General features: G+C 73.7%; 14 protein-coding genes. All 14 read left to right on the forward strand.

Annotated elements, in window-relative coordinates; genetic code table 11:
• Positions 1-3 precede the first annotated feature (3 nt).
• The 14 genes from AB0O11_RS22140 to AB0O11_RS22205 all read left to right on the forward strand — a co-directional run bounded on the left by AB0O11_RS22140 (position 4) and on the right by AB0O11_RS22205 (position 19,288).
• Positions 4-1,476 carry a hypothetical protein gene (locus AB0O11_RS22140; RefSeq protein WP_363389563.1) on the forward strand — a complete coding sequence of 491 codons (1,473 nt, stop codon included), beginning with the start codon at positions 4-6 and terminating at the stop codon, positions 1,474-1,476.
• Between the two features lie 14 nt (positions 1,477-1,490).
• The gene (locus AB0O11_RS22145) at positions 1,491-3,617 is read left to right on the forward strand and encodes a glycosyltransferase (protein ID WP_363389566.1); all 2,127 of its coding nucleotides are present in this window, start codon (positions 1,491-1,493) and stop codon (positions 3,615-3,617) included.
• Positions 3,610-4,728, forward strand: coding sequence for a sugar phosphate nucleotidyltransferase (locus AB0O11_RS22150; protein WP_363389569.1), 1,119 nt, complete (start codon positions 3,610-3,612; stop codon positions 4,726-4,728). The genes AB0O11_RS22145 and AB0O11_RS22150 overlap by 8 nt, the downstream gene beginning before the upstream one ends.
• The gene (locus AB0O11_RS22155) at positions 4,721-5,746 is read left to right on the forward strand and encodes an ROK family protein (RefSeq protein ID WP_363389572.1); all 1,026 of its coding nucleotides are present in this window, start codon (positions 4,721-4,723) and stop codon (positions 5,744-5,746) included. Before AB0O11_RS22150 ends, AB0O11_RS22155 begins: the two co-directional genes overlap by 8 nt.
• Positions 5,743-6,657 (forward strand): sugar nucleotide-binding protein, encoded by a 915-nt coding sequence (locus AB0O11_RS22160; RefSeq protein WP_363389575.1) that lies wholly within the window; start codon positions 5,743-5,745, stop codon positions 6,655-6,657. The genes AB0O11_RS22155 and AB0O11_RS22160 overlap by 4 nt, the downstream gene beginning before the upstream one ends.
• A complete protein-coding gene (locus tag AB0O11_RS22165) occupies positions 6,654-7,199 on the forward strand; it encodes an NUDIX hydrolase (RefSeq protein ID WP_363389577.1) in 546 nt (181 codons plus the stop codon). The genes AB0O11_RS22160 and AB0O11_RS22165 overlap by 4 nt, the downstream gene beginning before the upstream one ends.
• Positions 7,196-8,050: a Cof-type HAD-IIB family hydrolase gene (locus AB0O11_RS22170; protein WP_363389580.1), complete on the forward strand. Its 855-nt coding sequence runs from the start codon at positions 7,196-7,198 to the stop codon at positions 8,048-8,050. Before AB0O11_RS22165 ends, AB0O11_RS22170 begins: the two co-directional genes overlap by 4 nt.
• Entirely contained in the window at positions 8,034-10,130 is a 2,097-nt protein-coding gene (gene malQ, locus AB0O11_RS22175) for a 4-alpha-glucanotransferase (protein ID WP_363389583.1), read from the forward strand. Before AB0O11_RS22170 ends, malQ begins: the two co-directional genes overlap by 17 nt.
• Before the next feature lie 37 nt (positions 10,131-10,167).
• Positions 10,168-11,133: an adenosine kinase gene (locus AB0O11_RS22180; protein ID WP_363389586.1), complete on the forward strand. Its 966-nt coding sequence runs from the start codon at positions 10,168-10,170 to the stop codon at positions 11,131-11,133.
• The gene (locus AB0O11_RS22185) at positions 11,130-12,644 is read left to right on the forward strand and encodes a GMC family oxidoreductase (RefSeq protein ID WP_363389589.1); all 1,515 of its coding nucleotides are present in this window, start codon (positions 11,130-11,132) and stop codon (positions 12,642-12,644) included. Before AB0O11_RS22180 ends, AB0O11_RS22185 begins: the two co-directional genes overlap by 4 nt.
• Positions 12,641-13,609: an aldo/keto reductase gene (locus AB0O11_RS22190; protein ID WP_363389592.1), complete on the forward strand. Its 969-nt coding sequence runs from the start codon at positions 12,641-12,643 to the stop codon at positions 13,607-13,609. Before AB0O11_RS22185 ends, AB0O11_RS22190 begins: the two co-directional genes overlap by 4 nt.
• 57 nt (positions 13,610-13,666) lie before the next feature.
• Entirely contained in the window at positions 13,667-15,727 is a 2,061-nt protein-coding gene (locus AB0O11_RS22195) for a radical SAM protein (protein WP_363389595.1), read from the forward strand.
• A gap of 385 nt (positions 15,728-16,112) precedes the next feature.
• Positions 16,113-18,002, forward strand: a complete 1,890-nt coding sequence (locus AB0O11_RS22200; protein WP_363389598.1) for an amidohydrolase — start codon at positions 16,113-16,115, stop codon at positions 18,000-18,002.
• Positions 18,003-18,211: 209 nt separating this feature from the next.
• On the forward strand, positions 18,212-19,288 hold the full coding sequence (locus AB0O11_RS22205) for an MBL fold metallo-hydrolase (protein WP_363389601.1): 1,077 nt from the start codon (positions 18,212-18,214) through the stop codon (positions 19,286-19,288).
• Positions 19,289-19,325: the final 37 nt, after the last annotated feature.

Consider the following 19,325-nt stretch of genomic DNA (forward strand, 5'->3'; position numbering starts at 1 on the left):
TCCTTGGACACCCTGCTGTCGGACGACCTCGCGCCGCCCACGGCCGCCCTCCTGCGTGAGGCCCCCTGGTTGGACGAGACCAGCCGCCGCTCCGGGCGCTTCGAGGTGCTCGACCAGGCCGTGCTGGGCGGGATCCAGCTGCTGCTGGTCGGCGCCGGTGGCGATCCGGCCGAGTCGGCCGACGGCTCCCGCTGGTTCGTCCCGGTCTTCGAGGACGCCCCGGGCCGAGCCGCGACCGGCACCGCCGCCTTCGACCGGGCAGTGGTCGACGCGCTGCGCGATGGACTGCGGCTGCCCACCCGACGCGGCAACGTGATCGAGTTCCACGGTGAACCCGCCGCCTACCGGGGGCAGTTGCCCTTCGATCCGGGCTGGTGTTCCAACGCCCTGTCACTGCTGGACCTCGGCGGCACGGCGCACGCCCACAAGACCTACCGCCGGGTCAGCGTCGGCACCCGCGAGCCCGAACTGCTGCGGCTGATGAGCGGCAGCGGCCGCACCCAGCAGCCCGTCGGCGACTACAGCTACGTGGACACCGCCTCCGGACGGCGCGAGCCCCTCGGCGTGGTCTACCGCTATGCCGAAGGCGAGGGTCTCAACATCCCCCTGCGCACCGGGATCCGGTCGCTGTGGCCGCTGTTGCACGCGGGCGCCGACCCGGAGACCGCGGTCGCCGCCTCCCAGCAGGCACTGGCCGCGCCGCTGCGGGCCACCGGGCGGTTCCTGCGCGACTTCCACCGGGATCTCGCCGAACGCCTCGGCCCCTACCCGGAGTTCCCCGTCGCAGGCTGGCTCGCGGAGACCGCCGAGCGGCTGGCGGCGCTGACCCCGCTGATCCGTGCCGACGCGCGCTTCCCGGTTCCGGCGCGCGAGGCCGCCGTCCGCGGCCTCGGCGCCGAGCTCGGCCGCATCGCGGAGCTGCCACCGCGGCCCTGGCCGAGCGGCCCGTGCCACGGCGACCTGCACCTGTCGCACGTCGTACGACTGGAACGGCCGGACGCCTCCTGGGAGTTGTGCGTCATCGACCTGTCCACCGGGCGGTCGGACCCGGCCGATCCCGGCACCGCCCAGTCGCCCTGGCAGGACCTGGCCGCTCTCCGCCGCGGCATCGAGATCTTCACCGCGGACGAGTTTGCCGACCACGCCGCCGAAACCCTCGGCCTGGACCCCGAGGACACCTGTCGCACCGCCCTGCTCCAAACCGCCGACGTCGCACCGGACACCCCCGGCTGGACCGCGGAACGCCTGGCCGGCCTCAAGAGGCTGCGCCGCGCCGCCGGAATGTGGGCCGAGCGCGTCGGCGACCTGCTCGTCGGCGGCGACCCGGACCTCGCCGGGCACCCGGCCTGGCGGCTGTTCCGGCTGCGCCGACTGCTCCACGAACTCGACTACGCCTACGCCCACGACCGCGCCTACCACGCCGCGATCAACCTGCGGCACGCCGTGGAGGCCGGCGGCCTCCCGGCCGCCCGGTGAAGGAGCGACACCCCGTGCACGTCATAGAGACCTACTTCGAGTGCGGGGGCTTCGACCACCGCTTCCTCCAGGGCGGCATCTCCGTCTACCTGTGGAACCTGTCCAAGGCACTCGCCGGGCAGGGCCACCGCGTCTCCGTCGTCACCCCCGCTCACGGCCGCCTCGACGACCTCCGCGCCGACTACGACCTGGAGACCCTCGACTACGAGGACAGCTACGAGCTGCCGCTGGTGCTCGACCCGGCCACCTGGGGCACCGCCTTCCCGCCCGAGGTCGGCATCCCGCTGACCACCACGGCCCACCGGCTGCGCCTGGACGGCGTGGACCTGTACTTCCTCTCCGACCGCCTGCTGGACGAACTGCCCGACCGGTTCTACCCGCCGTACCACACCAAGGGCAGCGACCTGGTCTTCTTCAAGCCGCTCGCCTACCAGGTGGGCGCCGTACGGTTCATCCGCCGGCACTTCGCCGACGAGAAGGCGCTGATCCACGCCCACGAGCCCTACTACCACTACCTGCTCCCCGCGGCCTTCCGCGACGACCCGACCAAGCTGGTCGTCGGGACGGTGCAGAGCAACATGCCGATCACCAAGAAGGTCTACCGGCCCAAGGTCGAGCGGCTGTTGCGGTTCCTCGACGCCGGGATCGAGCTGCCCGCCGAGGACGAGGCGCCGGACCGCCCGCGCACCGAACACGAGACGATCCTGAGCGCCTATCAGCAGCGCACCCACCTGCACTACGAGTACGGTCCGGGGCACGTGCGCGTCTACGACCTCGTCGCCGACCACGCGGACCTCGTCGACTTCCTGTCGCCGGGCCACCTGGCGTTCTACACGGACTTCGCGGACACCCCCTTCGAACGGCTCTTCACCCGTCTGCCCGTGCGCGACACGGTGGCCCGCAACGCCCACAAGAGCTTCGTCGGCGGCTGTGCCATCGGCTCCCGCTGGACCGCGCAGGAGCGGCCCGCCGTGGACCGGGCGGCGGTCCTCGGCGGGCTCGGGCTCGACCCCGACGTGCCGACCTTCTTCCACAACGCCCGCTATGCGGTGAACCACAAGGGCCAGGTCGAGCTGTTCCGGGCGGTGGACCGGGTACTGAACGAGGGGCTCGCCGCCAACTTCGTGCTGCGCTGCATCAGCGACGGCGGGATCGACGACCCGTACCTGCGCGAGGTCGTCGAACGCCACAAGGGCCGCATCCACCTGGAGTGCGAGCGGGTCGAGGAACAGCGGATCACGGAGTACGCCGCCTCCTGCGACTTCTGCCTGTTCCCCTCGAAGTTCGAGATGGACACGTTCCTCATCGCCCAGGGTGAGGCGATGTCCGTCGGCGCCGTGCCCATTGCCACCGCACAGCTGGGCATGGCCCACTTCGGGCACGTCGCCGATCCCCTGGACGGCCCCTTCGCGGCGCGGGCCACCGGCTTCGCCGTCAACCGGTCCTTCGCGGAGGACGACGCGCTCCTCGTCGACGCCCTTGCCGCGCGCATCCGCCAGGCCGCCGCCCTGCTGCGCGAGCGCCCCGGGGAGTACCGCCGGCTCCGGGCCAACGCCATCGCCACGGCGGGGGAGTTCACCTGGGACCAGGTCGCCCGGCTCCACCTGGAGGCGTTCACCCCGCTGTGGGAGGGACGCCGTCCCGAGCCGGACACCGACGTGCTGCTGCGGCACGGCTGGTTCGACCTGCTGGGCGACGAGGCCTACCAGGCCCGTCCGGACGCGATCGCCGAGGCCGCCGCCCGGTTCGGCGACGCCGAGGCCTACCGGCGCTGCCGCGAGCTGGACCCGGCCGCGGCCCGCGCCCTGTTCGAGGCGGCCTGGTCGCGCGCAGACTTCGACCGCTGCGCGGCCGCCGCCGAGGCCGACCCGTCGCTGAGCGCCCGCCTGGCCGGGCGTTGCACGGTCGCGGACGGCCGGATCGTCTACCGCCTGCCGCACGCCGAGCGCGTCGAAGCCGTCACCCTCACCCCGCCCGGAGCCGGCCGCCGGGAGGTCGCCGTACGCGCGCTGGAGCGCACCGCGCCCGGCGAGTTCACCGGCCCCCTGACCTGCGAACCCGACGACCCTGGAGGGGAATTGACCCTTCTGCTGACCCTGTCCGACGGCCGTTCCGCCTGGGACGTGGTGCGCCATGACTGACGGGGTGCGTGCCACGCTGCTGGCCGGCGGCGAGGGCCGCCGCATGGGTGCGCTCGGCACGGGACGGCTCAAGCCGCTGGTCCCGTTCGGCGGCTCCTGCCGGCTCGTCGACTTCTCGCTCGCCAACGCCGAGGCCTCCGGCTTCGGCGAGGTGCTGCTGCTGTCCCAGTACGAGGAACGGCAGTTGATGGACGACCTGTACCGCACCTGGTGGCGGCCCGGTTTCCGGGTCCATTTCGGTCCCTACGACCAGCCCTACCGCGCCGGCGAGGGCTACCGGGCCCTGGACCGGACCGCGCCGCCGGAGCGTGGCACCGCGGACGCTCTGATCCGCAAGGCCCCGTACCTGTTCGGGCCGGACACCTCCGAGGTCCTGGTGCTGCACGCGGACCACGTCTACCGCTTCGACTACGGGCCGCTGATCGACGCCCACCGGCGTTCCGGCGCCGCGCTCACGCTCGCCTACCAGCGGATCGAGCGTCGCTACGTCCACCTGTTCGGCATGGTCGACTTCGATGCGGCGGGCCGGCTCACCACCTTCGTGGAGAAGCCCGCCGAGCCGACCAGCGACCTGGTCTTCGCCGCCTTCTGCGTCTTCGATGCGGCCCGGCTGCACCACTACCTGGAACTGCTGGACGGCACCGACTGGCAGCACGACATCAGCCGGGACGTCATTCCGGCCATGCTCGCCGGCGGCGAGTCGGTCCTCGGCCACGAGGTCCGCGGCCACTGGGAGGACATCGGCACCGTGGACCGCTACCACCGGGCCCACCTGGCGCTACTGGACCACGACCCGTCCATGACCGTCAGTCAGCTTCCTTGCACGATAAGGCCCGAGGTGGCTCGCCGACTGGTCGATACGGGCCCCGGGCTGACCCGCAGCCTGGTCGCGGCCGACCTGGTCAACGACGGGCTGATCGCGCACAGCGTCGCGTTCCCCGGCGCCCGGGTCGGAGCCGGGGCGCGAGTGCGCCGCAGCGTGCTGCTGCCGGGTGCCACCGTGCCGGCCGGGGCCGAGATCGACGGCGCGGTGGTGCTGGAGGACGGAACCGTGCAGCAGGTGGAGACCCCGCCGTCCGTCGAGCTTGCCGGGGTGGGCTTCCGTGGCTGACGCTTTCACCGTCGTCGACCTGGGCGGCACCACCCTGCGCACCGCCCGCTACGCGCCCGGGACGGGCGTCCTGACGGATGTCCGGCGCACCCCGACCGAGGGCCTGGCCCGCCATCCCGGCGCCCCCGTGCCGATCCTGCAGGACAGGGTGGCGCGGCAGCTGGCCGACCTGACCGCCGAAGCGGTGGCGCGGCACGGCAGCGGCGCGGTCGGCCTCGCCTTCGCCGGACCGGTCACCGCCGACGGACGGGTGCTGGCCGCACCCACCGTCTGGGGCGAGCGCGGCGCGCCGCTCCCGCTGCGGCTGCTGCTGGAGGAGCGGCTCGGGCTCCCCGTGGTCGTCGTCAACGACCTGACGGCCGCGGTGTGGCGCTACGTCAGCGGCCCGGACGAGGCCCCGTTCTGCCTGATCACCGTGAGCTCCGGCATCGGTAGCAAGGTGTACCGGGCGGGCGAGGTGCTGCTGGACGCCGAGGGCCACGGCGGCGAACTCGGCCACTGGACCTGCGATCCCTCGCCACACGCGCCGCTGTGCGACTGCGGGGGCCGCGGCCACCTCGGTGGGATCGCCTCCGGCCGAGGCATGCTCGCCGCCGCGCGCCGTGCCGCCCACGCCGACCCGGAGGGCTACGCCCGCTCGGCCCTCGCACGGGCCGCCGCGGACCCGGAGCTGCTGGACAATCCGGCGCTGGTGGCGGCGGTGCGCGGCGACGACGCGTTCGCCACGGCGGTGCTGCGGAGCGGCCTGGCCCACCTCGCCTCCGCCATCACCTCGGTGTTCACCTCGATCGGCGTGCGCCGGTACATCCTGATGGGCGGCTTCGCGCTGGCTGTGGGCCCCCGGTTCGCCGCGCTGCTCACCGAGGAGTTGGAGCGCCTCGGCTGCTTCGGCCTGGATCCGGCGGAGATCCGCCGGATGGTCGTGCTCGGGGCGCCCGACGACGACCACGGGCTGATCGGCGCCGGTCGGCTGCTGGCCGCGCGGGGCGCCGCGTACCAGGTGGTGACGGTCGCATGAGCTCCACCGTTCCCCACGCGGACGGGGCCACCACCCTGATCGTCGGCAGCGGCTTCGTCGGCCGCGCGGTGGCCGCCCGGGTGGCCCGGGACGGCGGTCGCGCCGTGCTCGCCTCCCGTCGACCGCCCGCCGGGGCGGACGCGCCGTGGGTGCGCCTGGACGCCGCCGACCGGGCTGCCTGCGCGCGCGTCGTGGACCAGGTGCGGCCCGACCGGCTGGTCCTGGTCCACGGGCCCTCCGACGTGACCTGGTGCGAGGCCGACCCGGTGCGCGCCGAAGAGCTGCACACCGCCGCCGCGGCCCACCTCACCGCCGCCGCGGCCGGCCGCCGCCTGGTCCTGGTCTCCACCGACAACGTCTTCGACGGCTCGTCCGCCGACAACGACGAGTCCGCCGCCACCGCCCCCGCCAACGCCTACGGGCGGGCCAAGCTGGCCGCCGAGCGGATCGTCCGCGCCACCCCGGACACCACGGTGCTGCGGGTGAGCCTGGTCTACGGCTGGGAGCCGGCCGACTCGGCGAAGTGGCTCAACTTCTTCGCCGCCTGCGCCCACCGGCTCCGCTCGGGGGAGACCGTGGAGGCGCCGCACGACCAGTGGACGACCCCGGTCATGGTGGACGACGTCGCGGCGGTGACCGCCGCCGCCCTGGCGCCGGGCGCGCCCGCACTGCTCCACCTCGGTGGCCCCGACCGGGTGTCCCGCGCCGCCTGGGCCGAGTCGATCGCCGACGCCCTGGACCTGCCGCGCACCCGGGTGCTCCGGGTGCCCCGGGCCCACGGCCGGTACGCCAGCCGCCCCGCCCACACCTGCCTGACCAGTTCCCTGCTGGACGGCTTCCTCCTGCGGCACGGCTTGCGGGTGCGCGGCGTCGCCGAGGGGATGCGCGAGCTGTTGGAGGTCCGACCTTGATCCGCACCGTCCGCTCCCGCGAGGTCTACCGGAACAGGTGGATGACCGTCCGCGAGGACGACGTCCTGGGCCCCGACGGCGATCCGGGCCTGTACGGGGTCATCGACAAGCCCGACTACGCACTGGTGATCCCCCTCCAGGAGGACGGCAGCGTGCACCTGGTGGAGCAGTACCGCTACCCGGTCGGCGGACGCTACTGGGAGTTCCCCCAGGGCTCCTGGCCCGCCGGCCACCAGGGCACCACGCCGCTCGACCTGGCCCGCGCGGAGCTGCGCGAGGAGACCGGACTGCGGGCCGCCCGGATGACCCACCTCGGTCGGCTGCACGTCGCCTACGGCTACTCCAGCCAGGGCTGTCACGTCTTCCTCGCCGAGGAGCTGACCCAGGGTGCGCCCGAACGGGAGGCTACCGAGGCCGACATGCGCCAGCGCCGGGCCGGTCCGGAGGAGTGGCGCGAGCTGGTCCGCTCCGGCCGGATCACCGACGCCGCGACGCTGGCCGCGTACGCCCTGCTGACGCTGCACCAGCCGGAGGGGCGATGACCGCGCCACCCCGCTTCACCGTCGTCGCCACCGATCTGGACGGCACCCTGCTCCGCGACGACCTGACGGTTTCCGCCCGCACCCGCACCGCGCTCGCCCGGGCGCGGGCGAGCGGCGCCCGCCACCTGGTCGTCACCGGCCGCCCGGCCGGCGGCTGCCGCAGCCTTCTGGCGTCCCTGGACTACCAGGGCTTGGCCGTGTGCGGCCAGGGTGCGCAGCTGTACGACGCCACCACGGACCGGCTGCTGTCCACGGCGCAACTGGACCGGCCGGGCGCACGGGCGCTGGTCGACCGGATCGCCGAGGCCGCCGGACCACTCGAGTTCGGCGTGGTCACCGCGGGGCCGACCGGGGACTTCCTGGTCACCAGCGCCTTCGGCGACCGGGTCCGGCACGGGTGGCGCCTGGTGCGCGATCCGGAGGAGCTGTGGGCGCAGCCGGTCGAGAAGGTGCTGATCCGCGGCAGACGGATGGACGACGACCGGCTGGCCGCGTTGGCCGCGCGGATCTGCGCCGGCCGGCTCGCGGTCACCCACTCCGGGGAGGGCATGGTCGAGCTGTTGCCCGTCGGCGTGAGCAAGGGCAACGGTCTGGCCGCGGCCGCCCGTCTGCTCGGCTTCTCCGCCGCCGACACCGTCGCCTTCGGCGACATGCCCAATGACATCCCGATGCTCGACTGGGCCGGGCACGGCGTCGCGATGGGAAACGCCCACCCGGACGTGCTCCGCCGCGCCGACGAGATCGCCCCCACGAACGAAGAGGACGGCGTCGCCGCGGTCCTGGAGCAGCTCTTCCCACCCGTCCCCCACCTCGACACAGAACCGAGCAGCAGCCATGTCCCGATCCGCTGACATCAACCGCGACCTGACCGAGCTGGCCCGGCTCCACGGTGTGGCGACCCGCTACACCACCGACCTGGGCCGGGCGGTCGACATCTCGCCCGACACCCTGCGCGCCGTGCTCGCCGCCCTCGGCGCCGACACGAGCAGTTCCGCCGGCATCCGGGACGCCCTCGCCGAGCGCCGGGAGGCCCTCGCCCACCGGCTGCTGCCGCCCGCCGTGGTGCTGCGCGCGGGCCACCCGCGCGCCGATCTGGCCACCCCGGCCGGGGCCGAGCTGTGGATCGAGACCGAGCAGGGCGCCCGCCACCGTGTCGGCGGCCTCGGCCGGGAGCTGGCGGGCCTCCCCGTCGGCCACCACGTCCTGCACGCCGAACGCGCAGGCCGGGCCGAGGCCGTTCCGCTGGTGGTCGCCCCGGAACGCCTGGCGGGGCCGGAGCGCCGCCACTGGGGCTTCCTGGTGCAGCTGTACTCGTTGCTCTCGCACCGCTCCTGGGGCCTTGGCGACCTGGGTGACCTGGCCGAACTCGCCTCCTGGGCGGGTGGGCTGGGCGCCGGGTTCGTCCTGCTCAACCCGTTGCACGCCTACGTGCCGGGGCCGCTGCCCGACCCGTCCCCGTACCGGCCGAGCAGCAGGCGCCACGCCGACCCGATGAACCTGCGCGTCGAGGCCGTCGCCGAGTTCGCCGAGCTGACCGGCGACGACCGCGCGCAGGCCGACCTCCTGCTCGGGCAGGCACGGGAGCTGAACAAGCGGGTGCAGGCGGGCGAGCTGATCGACCGCGAGGCCGCCCGGTCCTTGAAGCTCCAGGCCCTGGAGCTGGTGCACCGGGTCCCCCTCCGCCCTGCCCGGGAGCAGGCCTACCGGCGCTACGCCGAGGCCGGCGGTCCCGGACTGGACGACTTCGCCCTGTGGTGCGCGCTCGCCGAGGTGCACGGTCCGCGCTGGCGCTCCTGGCCCGACGGGCTGCGCACTCCCGACGGCACCGGGATCGCGGCGGCACGGGCCGCGCTCGGCGACCGGGTCGCCTTCCACCGGTGGCTGGCCTGGCAGGTCGACGAGCAACTCGATCGGGCGCAGCTCGCCGCGACGGGGGCGGGCATGGCGATCGGGCTGATGCACGACCTCGCGGTGGGCGTGGACCCGGAGGGCGCGGACGCCTGGTGCTTCCAGCCGTACCTCGCGAGCGGGATGACCGTCGGGTGCCCGCCCGACGACTTCAACCGCAGCGGGCAGGACTGGGGGCTGCCGCCGTGGCGCCCCGACACCCTGGCCGCGTCCGGCTACGCGCCGTTCGCCGAGGTGGTGCGGGCGACCCTGCGGCGGTCCGGAGCCCTTCGTCTCGATCACGTGATGGGCCTGTTCCGGCTCTGGTGGATCCCCGAGGGCGCCCGGGCCGACCAGGGCACCTATGTCCGCTACGACCACGAGGCATTGCTGGGCGTGCTGGCCCTGGAAGCGCACCGGGCCGGCAGCATCGTCATCGGCGAGGACCTGGGCACCGTCGAGCCGGGGGTGCGCGAGGAGCTGACGGACCGAGGGATCCTCGGCACCTCGGTGCTGCGGTTCGAGTACGCGGGCGGCTCGGAGGAGCGCTCCGGGCCGCTGCCGGCCGAGGAGTGGCGCGCCGACTGCCTCGCCACGCTGACCACCCATGACCTGCCCAGCACGGCCGCCTGGCTGGACGGCGAGCACCTCCGGCTCCATCAGGGCCTGGGCCTGCTCACCCAGCCGGTGGACCAGGCCGAGGCCGCCGCGGCCGCCGAACGCGACGGCTGGCTCGCGGAGTTGGGCCGATGCGAACTGCTCGGACCGGACCGCCCCGCGCAGGACACGGAGTCCGGGGCCGTCCCGAGCCGCGAGACGCTGGCCCTGCACCGCTTCCTCGCCCGGACCCCGGCGAAGCTCCTCGGCGTCTGGCTCCCGGACACCGTGGGCGACCGGCGCCCGCAGAACCTGCCCGGCACCTCCCACGAGTACCCCAACTGGCGGCTGCCCGTGGCCGATCCGCAGGGAAACGCGTTGACACTGGAGGACGTGCGAGCCCACCCGGGCCCGAGAGCGGTCGCCGACCTCTACCGCGACCTGTGACACCACCCCTGTCCCCATCAGAGAGGAATCCCATCCCATGAGCACCGAGACCGACATCCTCGTACTGGGCGGCGCCGGCGTGGACACCATCGTCCACGTCCCCGAGCTGCCGCTTCCGTACGCCGACAGCTACATGATCGACCCGGGCATCGTGACCCGCGCGGGGCAGAGCGGCGACTTCGTGGCCCTCGGCGTGACAGCCCTCGGCCTGCGCACCCACCACATCGACCTGCTCGGCGACGACCCGGAGGGCGACCTGGTCCGCGCGTTCCACCGGGACCGGGGCATCACGCTCACCGAGGTCCCCTCGGTCCAGGGCACCAAGCGAGCGGTCAACCTGGTAGGCCCCGACGGGCGGCGGCTCTCGCTGTACGACAACACCCGTTCCCAGGAGGCCGACCGCCTCCCGGACGCCACGGTGCGCGCCCTCGCCGCGGCCAGTCGGCACGCCCACGTGGTGATCACCTACCCGTGCGCCTTCGCGATGCCCGCCCTGCGTGAGGCCGGCGTCACCATCTCCACCGACCTCCACAACTGGGACGGCGTCAACCCCTACCACGAGCCCTTCGCGCTTGCCGCGGACCTCGTCTTCCTGTCCACCACCGCCCTGGCCGACCCGGAACGCACCATGCGCGACATCGTGACGCGCGGGCGGGCCCGGATCGTCGTGGCCACCGCCGGCGCCGAGGGCGCCTACCTGCTGGCCGACGGGGAGCTGACGCACGTCCCCGCCGTCGCCCCGCCCGCCCCGGTGGTGGACACCAACGGCGCCGGCGACGCCTTCGCCTCCGGCTTCCTGCTCGGCTGGCTCGCGGGCGAGGACGTACGCCGCTGCGCGCTGTACGGCGTCGTGGCCGGAGCGCACGCGTGCACGGTGCCGTCGACCCGCGCCGATGCCATCGGCCGCGACGAGTTGCTGGCCCGGTCCGCCGATCTGCTGACGGCCTCGGACGCGGCCGCGCGGACCGCCCGGCCGGCCGAGTCCGCGAGGGGCGACGCATGACGCGTACGGCAGCGGACGGGCTCCGGTCCGGCTACGACGTCGTGATCCTCGGCGGGGGTGTGGCCGGCTGCGTGGCGGCCTCCCGGCTGAGCGAGGACCCGGCCCGAACCGTCTGCCTCGTGGAGGCCGGGCCCGACTACGGCCCCGAGCAGGAGGCGTGGCCGCGTCCGCTGCTCGACGCCCGTGCCCTGCCGCGCACCGATGTCTGGGAGCGCGGCGCCGCGGTCCACCGCATCCGCGCCCGGGTCCTGGGCGGCTCCTCCTGCGTCAACGGCTGCTGGCACACCTGGGGTTCGCACGCCGACCACGCGCAGTGGACCGCCGCGGGCGGCCCACGCTGGTCGGCCGATGCCATGGCGCCGTACCGCGCCCGGGCGGTCGAGCAGATGGGGCTGCGGCCCGTGCCGGACCGCGAGTTCTCCGCCTGGAGCCGCGCGGCCCTCGCCGCGGCGCACGAACTCGGCTACCAGGAGGTCGACATGGCCGCCCCGGGCGAACCCGGGTACGGCACCCCGCTGCTGAACGCCCACGACGGCCTGCGCTGGAACGCCGCCTTCGGCTACCTCGGACACGCGCGGTCCCGCCCCAACCTGACGGTCCTGGGCGGCGCGCTCGCCGAGCGGCTGGAAGTCCGCGACGGCCGGGTCCGGAGCGTCGAGGTCGCCGTGTCCGGGCGGCGCGAGAGGCTCACCGCGGACACCTACCTGGTGGCCGCCGGCACCTTCGGCTCGCCCGCGTTGCTGCTGCGCAGCGGCATCGGCCCCGCCGACCAGCTCCGTGCGACCGGCATCCGCCCGGAGGTCGACCTGCCCGGAGTCGGCGCCAATCTGAGTGACCAGCCCGGCGTCTTCGTGCCGCTCGCCCCGACCGCCGAGCTCAACTCCGCACTCGCCGCCCGGCAGCGGGACGGCGAACTGTACGTCAGCCGGATGCTGATCCGCGCGGCGAGCGCGCACTGCCCGCCGGGCTCCTGGGACCTGCACGTCCTGCCCTCCGCAGGCGACCCGCTCTTCGGCCGCCTGCCGCCGGGGGAGTACGAGGCGGGCATCTCCGCCTTCCTCATGAAACCCGCCTCCCGCGGCCGGGTCCGGCTCCGCTCGGCGGACCCCGCCGATCCGCTCGACATCGACTCGGGCTTCCTCACCGACCCGGAGGGCCGGGACACCGCCACGCTCCGCACCGGCCTGGCCGTCGTCGAACGGCTGGCCGCCACCTCGCCGCTGCGGCCGCTGGTCGCCCCGCTGACGGGCCGCCCGTCGCAGGACCTGTCCGACGAGGAACTCCGAGCCCGGCTCGGCACCTACTGGCACCCGGTCGGCACCTGTGCCATGGGACGACCCGACGACCCCGCCGCCGTCACGGACGGCGAGGGACGGGTCCGCGGCCTGTCCAACCTCAGGGTCGCCGACGCGTCCGTCCTGCCGACCGTCCCCGCCGCCAACACCCAGCTCCCGGTGCTCGCCCTCGCCGAACTGCTCGCCGACGCGCTCAAGGAGGCCGATTCACGATGACCGCCCACAACGCCGCGCCCGCGGACCACGCCCGGCCCGGAGGCGAGGACCGGCTCGTCTACGGCTGCATGGGGCTCGGCGGAGACTGGAACCACGCCCCCTGCACAACGGCCGACGTCGACCGCGCCGAGGCCGCGGTCCAGGCCGCGCTGGAGGCCGGGATCACCGCGTTCGACCACGCGGACATCTACCGCCACGGCAAGTCCGAGGCCGTGTTCGGCGAGGTACTGTCCCGCGCCCCCGGTCTGCGCGCCCGAATAACCCTGCAGACCAAGTGCGGCATCCGCCTCGCCGACGGCACCCGGCCCGGCCACTACCACCTGGCCGCCCGCAGCATCGTCCAGCGCGTCGAGGAGAGCCTGACCCGGCTGCGCACCGACGTGGTGGACACCCTGCTGCTGCACCGGCCGGACCCGCTGGCCGCGTCGGAGGAGATCGCCGAGGCGCTCCACTCGCTCCACCGCCAGGGCCTGGTCCGGCAGATCGGCGTCTCCAACATGAGCGCCGCGCAGATGGCCCACCTCCAGGCACGGCTCGACCTCCCGTTGACGGTGAACCAGTTGGAAATGAGCCTGGCCCGACGCGGCTGGGTCGAGGCCGGGGTGCTGCTCAACACGCCGGCCGCGGGCGCGGACGGCTTCCCCGAAGGCACCGTCGAGTACTGCGTGGACCACGACATCCAGCTCCAGGCCTGGGGTGCGCTGGCCCGCGGTCGGTACACCGGCACCGAGGCCTCGCCGGCCGCCGACCTGCTGCGCAGGCTCGCCCGGCAGAAGGACACCACACCCGAGACCGTGCTGCTGTGGTGGCTCAGGCGCCATCCCGCGCGGATCGTCCCGGTCATCGGCACCAGCCGCCCCGAGCGCATCCGCGCCTGTCGCGACGCAGCCTTCCACGAACCGGACCTGACCCACGAGGAGTGGTACGAGCTCTGGATCGCGGCCCGGGGCGCCCCACTGCCCTGACCCGCCCCACGCCACCCCTCCCGCCCCCCGCCCCTACCTGTCGGAGAACCCACACCCGTGACCGCGAGCACCACTTCCGCCGTCCCCCCAAGCCGGCTCCAGTCGGCCCGCTTCTACATCACCTTCCGCTGCAACTCGCTCTGCGGCTACTGCAACGTCTGGCAGGACGACAAGTTCAAGGGCTACCAGGAGCTCACCCTGGAAAGGGCCTGTCAGATCCTGGACGAACTGCACGAACTCGGTGTCCGCTACGTCGACTTCACCGGCGGCGAGCCGGTGCTGCACCCTCACATCAACGGGATCGTGCAGTACGCCAAGTCGCTCGGGATGGCGGTGGAGATCACCAGCAACGGCATCCGGTTCGCCAAGCACATCGACGCGATCCTGCCGTACGTCGACACCATGAACGTCTCCCTGGACACCCTCCGGCCCGACCGCTACCGGCAGATCCGCGGCGTGCCGACCCTGGACCGGGCGCTCGACGTGATCCAGCGGGTGGTCGCCACCGGATCCGGCAAGCTCAAGCTGATCTGCGTGGTCACCCGCGAGAACGTGGACGAGATACCGGACCTGCTGCGCTTCGCCCACGAGAACCGGATCACCGTCTACTTCTCCGGGATGTTCGACTACTTCGACGAGCAGGACACCGTCCGCGACACCAACCGCACGGCCCGCAAGCTCAAGCTGATCGAGCAGAACGGCAAGCCGCTCGCGGCCCCGGCCGGGCGCGACGGACGGATGAACGAGTCGGAGCCGACCGGTGACCTGATCGCCTCCGAACTGATACGGCTGCTCTACCAGCCGTTCGCGCTGATCAATCTCCACTTCCGCAAGTACGTGGAGAACCTCGATCCCGCCGCCCCCACCGACTGCTACGCCAACAAGCGGATCCTGACCGTGGGCCCCGACGGGCGCCTGGTGCTGCCCTGCTACCACGCCTTCGACAACTCGGTGCAGTGGGACCGCCCGTTGCGCGAGCTGGTGCAGGACCCGGAGTTCCTGCGCGTGCGCGACGAGGAGGTCGGGCACCGCACGGAGTGCCGCAGCTGCACCGTCTTCCCGTACATCGGGCTCTCGTTCAGCTACCGGTTCGACAAGATCTTCCTCTACCAGGCGATCTCCGAGGAGATCGCCAAGCTGAAGACCCGCTTCGCTGATCCGCTCTCGCCCGGACTCGCCCTGGACCACGACGCGTTGCAGGCCGGGTACGCGGAGCTGGACAAGCTGATCGACAACGCGCTGCCCACCCCCCTCCCGCCGCTCAGCTCCGACCACTTCTACCGTTTCGAGGCCACCGGCACCGGCGTCGCCGGCGAGTTCGTCGCCGGGGAGATCAGCCTGGCCGAACTGCTGGGCGACCACGCGCAAGCGGAGTGCTGGGGGATCCAGCGGTCCCCGCACACCTGGATGCGGCTGGTGTACCGGGACCTCGCCCCCGCGCTCAAGGAGCTCACCGACGCCGGCATGCTCCCGCAGGAGGCCTACGAGGCCGTGGTCGGCGAGCTCTACGAAGTCCAACTCGCCTGGTGGCAGGGGTACCTCGCGCGCCACTACCGCGGCTGCGAGAACGCCGACGCACAAGCGGCCCAGCAGGTGATCGCCCGCTTCATCGAGCGCACGACGGCCGGACTGCCCGACGTCCCCCGCGCCACACGGGTGCGCGAGGTGCTGCTGCACGCCGGCTGCGTCCTGGGCCTGGCACCCGAACAGCTGGCCCGGCTGGCCGTGCACACCCCCTTCCCCGAGGCCGGCCTGATCGCCAAGCACCTCCTTCTCACCGCCGAGCACTCCGACCTGCCGAAGTACGCCGAGCTGCTCCCGGCGCAGGCCGCAGAGCCGCTGCGCCTCGTCGCCGAAGAGCCGGACGGCGCGGAGGACGCGGCTCGGCGCGGGCACATGGACGCCGACACCGCGCGACTGCTCGGTTACCAGGACCCGGGCGGCGTGGTTGACCAGGCCACCGCCGAAAGGCTGGTCGAAGCCGTCCTCGCACTTCCCCCGGAGCAGCGCGCCGGGCTCGCCGAGCGTCTGCTCGTGCACGAGCTGCGCAGCCCGCAGGCGTTGCGCCGGCGCGGCGTACTCCTCCGGGAGCGTTCGGTCACGAGAGCACGCTGCTGAACCGGTACCACGCTGATCAGGGCCTCCTCGGACGCGAAGCGACGGGTGGGCGCAGCATCGCGGGTGCCGACGAGTCATCTGGCCAGCTCGTACGGGGGAGGAAATGATGTGACGTCAATTCGGAGTTGCTCGCGGCCTCCGTGACGAGGTGGGGCGCGGTGGCTTCGGGCGATGGCGGGAGAGCCGGCGCGCGGGTCAGCCGCTGCGGTTCGGCGGTTCGGTCAGGGGGCGCGCCTCACCACGGTGCGCCCCGGCTTCGCACCGGGGTCGGTCCCCAGCCGTGCCGCGCGGTCACGGCGCGTCGGGACTGGGGTCTTTCCACGGTTCGAGCGGACCGGGCCCGGTGCTGTGCTGTGGGTGGCACTCACCGAAGCGAGGAGCTCCGATGACATCGATGCCCGTGGCGGGCCTGCGGCCCAGCCAGGGAGACGATCGCGCCGATCTGGTCGTCCGCAACGCGCGGATCCACACCGGCGACCCGCGCCGCCCGGTGGCCTCGGCGCTGACCGTGCGCGGCGGGCGGATCGGCGCGGTCGGCGAGGACCGGGACGTCGCGCCGCACATCGGGCCGGACACCCTGGTGGTGGACGCGCAGTACCGCAGGGTCGTCCCCGGGCTGAACGACTCGCACTGCCACGTCGTCCGCGGCGGCCTGCACTTCGTCCTGGAGTTGCGGTGGGACGGCGTGCCGTCGCTCGCGGTGGGACTCAGGATGCTGCGGGAGCAGGCCGCCCGGACGCCGGCCGGCCAGTGGGTCCGCGTAGCCGGCGGCTGGAGCATCGAGACGGTCGCCGAGCACCGCCTGCCCTCGCCCGCCGAGTTGAACGGGGCGGCGCCGGACACGCCGGTGATCGTCACGCACCTGTACCAGTCCGCGGTGCTGAACCGCGCCGCGCTGCGCGCGGCGGGCATCACCCGCAACAGCCCCGACCCGGCGGGCGGGCAGATCGTCCGCGGCCACGACGGCGAGCCGACCGGGATGCTGGTCGCCGCCCCGGCCGCCGGGCTGCTCTACTCGACGATCGCCAAGGCCCCGGTGCTCGATCCCGCTCTGCAGAAGGCTTCCACCGCCCACTTCCTGCGCGAGCTCAACCGGTTCGGCCTGACCTCGCTGGTGGATGGCGCCGGCGGTTTCCAGGACTTCCCGTCGGGCTACACGGCCGTCACGGAGCTGGCCGCCGCGGGGGAGCTCACGGTGCGCGTCGCGTACCACCTGTTCCCGCAGACGCTCGGGCAGGAGGTCGAGGACCTGCGGCGCTGGGCCACCCTGGTCAGGCCCGGCGACGGCGACGAGTGGCTCAGGTTCAACGGCGCCGGCGAGAACCTCGTCTGGGCCGCCACCGACTTCGAGAACTTCGCCCAGCCGCGTCCTGAACTCGGTCCGTACGAAGCCCAGTTGGAACAGGCGGTGCGGGTCCTGCTGGAGAACGGCTGGGGATTCCGGCTGCACGCCACCTATGACGAGACCATCCGCCGCGACCTCGCGGTCTTCGAGAAGCTCGCCGCCGAGGGGCTCTTCCCGGGACCGGGACGGTGGCTGTTCGACCACGCCGAGACCGTCTCGCCGGAGAGCCTGGACCGCATCGCGGCGCTCGGCGGGTCGCTCGGGGTGCAGCACCGGCTGGCGTACCAGGGCGAAACCTTCGCACGCCGGTACGGCGAGGCCGCGGCGGCGGCCGCCCCGCCGCTCGGCGCGATGGCCGAGCGCGGGCTGAGCGTCGCGGCCGGAACCGACGCGACCCGGGTCTCCACCTACAACCCCTGGGTGGCCCTGCACTGGCTCGTCTCCGGGCGTACCGTCGGCGGCCTGCGCACCCGTTCGGCAGCACACTGCGTCAGCCGGGAGACCGCGCTGGAGATGTACACCGCAGCCGGGGCCCGACTCACCGGCGAGCAGGAGGTGAAGGGCCGGCTGAGCCCAGGCTTCCTCGCCGATCTCGCGCTCCTCACCGACGACTACTTCACCGTTGCCGAGCAGGACATCCCGCTCATCGAAGCCGCCTGCACCGTGGTCGGCGGCCGGATCGTGCACGCGGTCGGCGAGTTCGAGGGCCTCGCGGCGCCCGCGCCGCCGGTCGAACCCGCCTGGAGCCCGCTCGCCCACTTCGGCGGCTACCAGGCCGGCCTTCGCCGCGTCGGCGACGGCGTGCGCCAGGCCGAACTGCTGGGCCAGGCCGCCGCCGACGCCGAGGAGCAGCGGCGCCGGCCCGGTCGGCGCGGGGCCGCCCCCGAGGCGGACGCCGTCGTCCGGATGTCCGACCCCTGTTTCGAGTGATTTCGGGTGATTCCGGGCGAGGGGAGCGCCATCCAGGGCAGGCGCCCCGGCTCTCCGCGGGCTGCCTCGCGCGCCGCGATCGTGCGCGGCACGGTGGGCGGCCTGCTCACCCGGGTCCTGCTGCGCCGCGCGCCGCCTGCGCACCCGTCCGCCACGAGCAGCCGAATCCCCCCCCCCGCACCGCACCACCGATCCCGAAGGGCCACTCCATGAGCCAGCCGATGAACGCCCCGGCGAACCGCCGGGCCCTGCTGCGCACGGCGGCGGTGCTGCCCGCGGTCGCCGTCGCCGGCACCGCCCTGGGCGGCACGGCAGCAGCCGCCCCGACCGGCACCCCCGGCCTCCCCGACTTCGCACCGGTCCCGCTCGCCGCGAAGGGACCGGCGATCAACGACGCGGGCTACCACGTCGGCCGGATCGACGGGAACCTCCACTGGGTCACCGACGGGTACTACCAGGCGATGTTCCTCAGCACCCGGGAAGGCGTCGTCCTGGTCGACGCCCCGCCGACCATCGGGCACAACCTGCTGCGGGCGATCGCCGACGTGACGCGGGCCAACGGGCGGCCGTCGCAGGTCACGCACCTCGTCTACTCGCACTCGCACGCCGACCACGCGGGCGCCTCGTCGATCCTCGGCAAGGACGTCGTGCGGATCGGCCACGCCGAATGCCGGCGCCTGCTGCTGCGCGACGGCGACCCGAACCGTCCCGCGCCGACCGTCACCTTCGAGGACCGCTACACGCTGGAGGTCGGCGGTGAGCGTCTGGAGCTGGCCCACCACGGCCCCAACCACAGCCCGGACAACATCTTCATCCACGCACCGGAGCACAGGACCCTGATGGTCGTCGACGTCCTGTACCCGGGCTGGGTGCCGTTCAAGAACCTCGCGGTCTCCCAGGACATCCCGGCCTGGCTGCGGGCGCAGGACATCGCCATGGGCTACCCGTGGCGGACCCTGGTCGGCGGCCACCTCGGCCGGCTGGGCGTGCGCGCGGACGGCGATCTCCAGCGCGCCTACACGGCCGACCTCGAAGCCTCCAGCCGGGCCTCGATGAACCTGGACCCCGCGCCGTACTTCGCGAAGTACGGCCCGCAGGGCAATTCCTGGGCGATCTTCAAGACCTACCTCGACGCGGTGGCGGCGCAGGCCGCCGCACCGGTGATCGCCAAGTACACCGGCGTCCTCGCCGCGGCCGACGTGTTCACGCTGGAGAACGCCGCTGCCATGGTCGAGTCCCTCCGGATCGACGCCGGGATCCTCGGCCCGTTCAGCACCCGCCCCTGAGGCCAGGTCCGGCGCACCGCCAGGCCCGGACCAGTAC

Source organism: Kitasatospora sp. NPDC093102, from assembly GCF_040683915.1.
GTDB lineage: Bacteria > Actinomycetota > Actinomycetes > Streptomycetales > Streptomycetaceae > Kitasatospora.

Coding starts and splice junctions, on each gene's coding strand:
- AB0O11_RS22205 (WP_363389601.1), top strand. CDS start 18,212: ATGAGCCAGCCGATGAACGCCCCGGCGAACCGCCGGGCCCTGCTGCGC.
- AB0O11_RS22185 (WP_363389589.1), top strand. CDS start 11,130: ATGACGCGTACGGCAGCGGACGGGCTCCGGTCCGGCTACGACGTCGTG.
- AB0O11_RS22150 (WP_363389569.1), top strand. CDS start 3,610: ATGACTGACGGGGTGCGTGCCACGCTGCTGGCCGGCGGCGAGGGCCGC.
- AB0O11_RS22200 (WP_363389598.1), top strand. CDS start 16,113: ATGACATCGATGCCCGTGGCGGGCCTGCGGCCCAGCCAGGGAGACGAT.
- malQ (WP_363389583.1), top strand. CDS start 8,034: ATGTCCCGATCCGCTGACATCAACCGCGACCTGACCGAGCTGGCCCGG.
- AB0O11_RS22180 (WP_363389586.1), top strand. CDS start 10,168: ATGAGCACCGAGACCGACATCCTCGTACTGGGCGGCGCCGGCGTGGAC.
- AB0O11_RS22160 (WP_363389575.1), top strand. CDS start 5,743: ATGAGCTCCACCGTTCCCCACGCGGACGGGGCCACCACCCTGATCGTC.
- AB0O11_RS22190 (WP_363389592.1), top strand. CDS start 12,641: ATGACCGCCCACAACGCCGCGCCCGCGGACCACGCCCGGCCCGGAGGC.
- AB0O11_RS22170 (WP_363389580.1), top strand. CDS start 7,196: ATGACCGCGCCACCCCGCTTCACCGTCGTCGCCACCGATCTGGACGGC.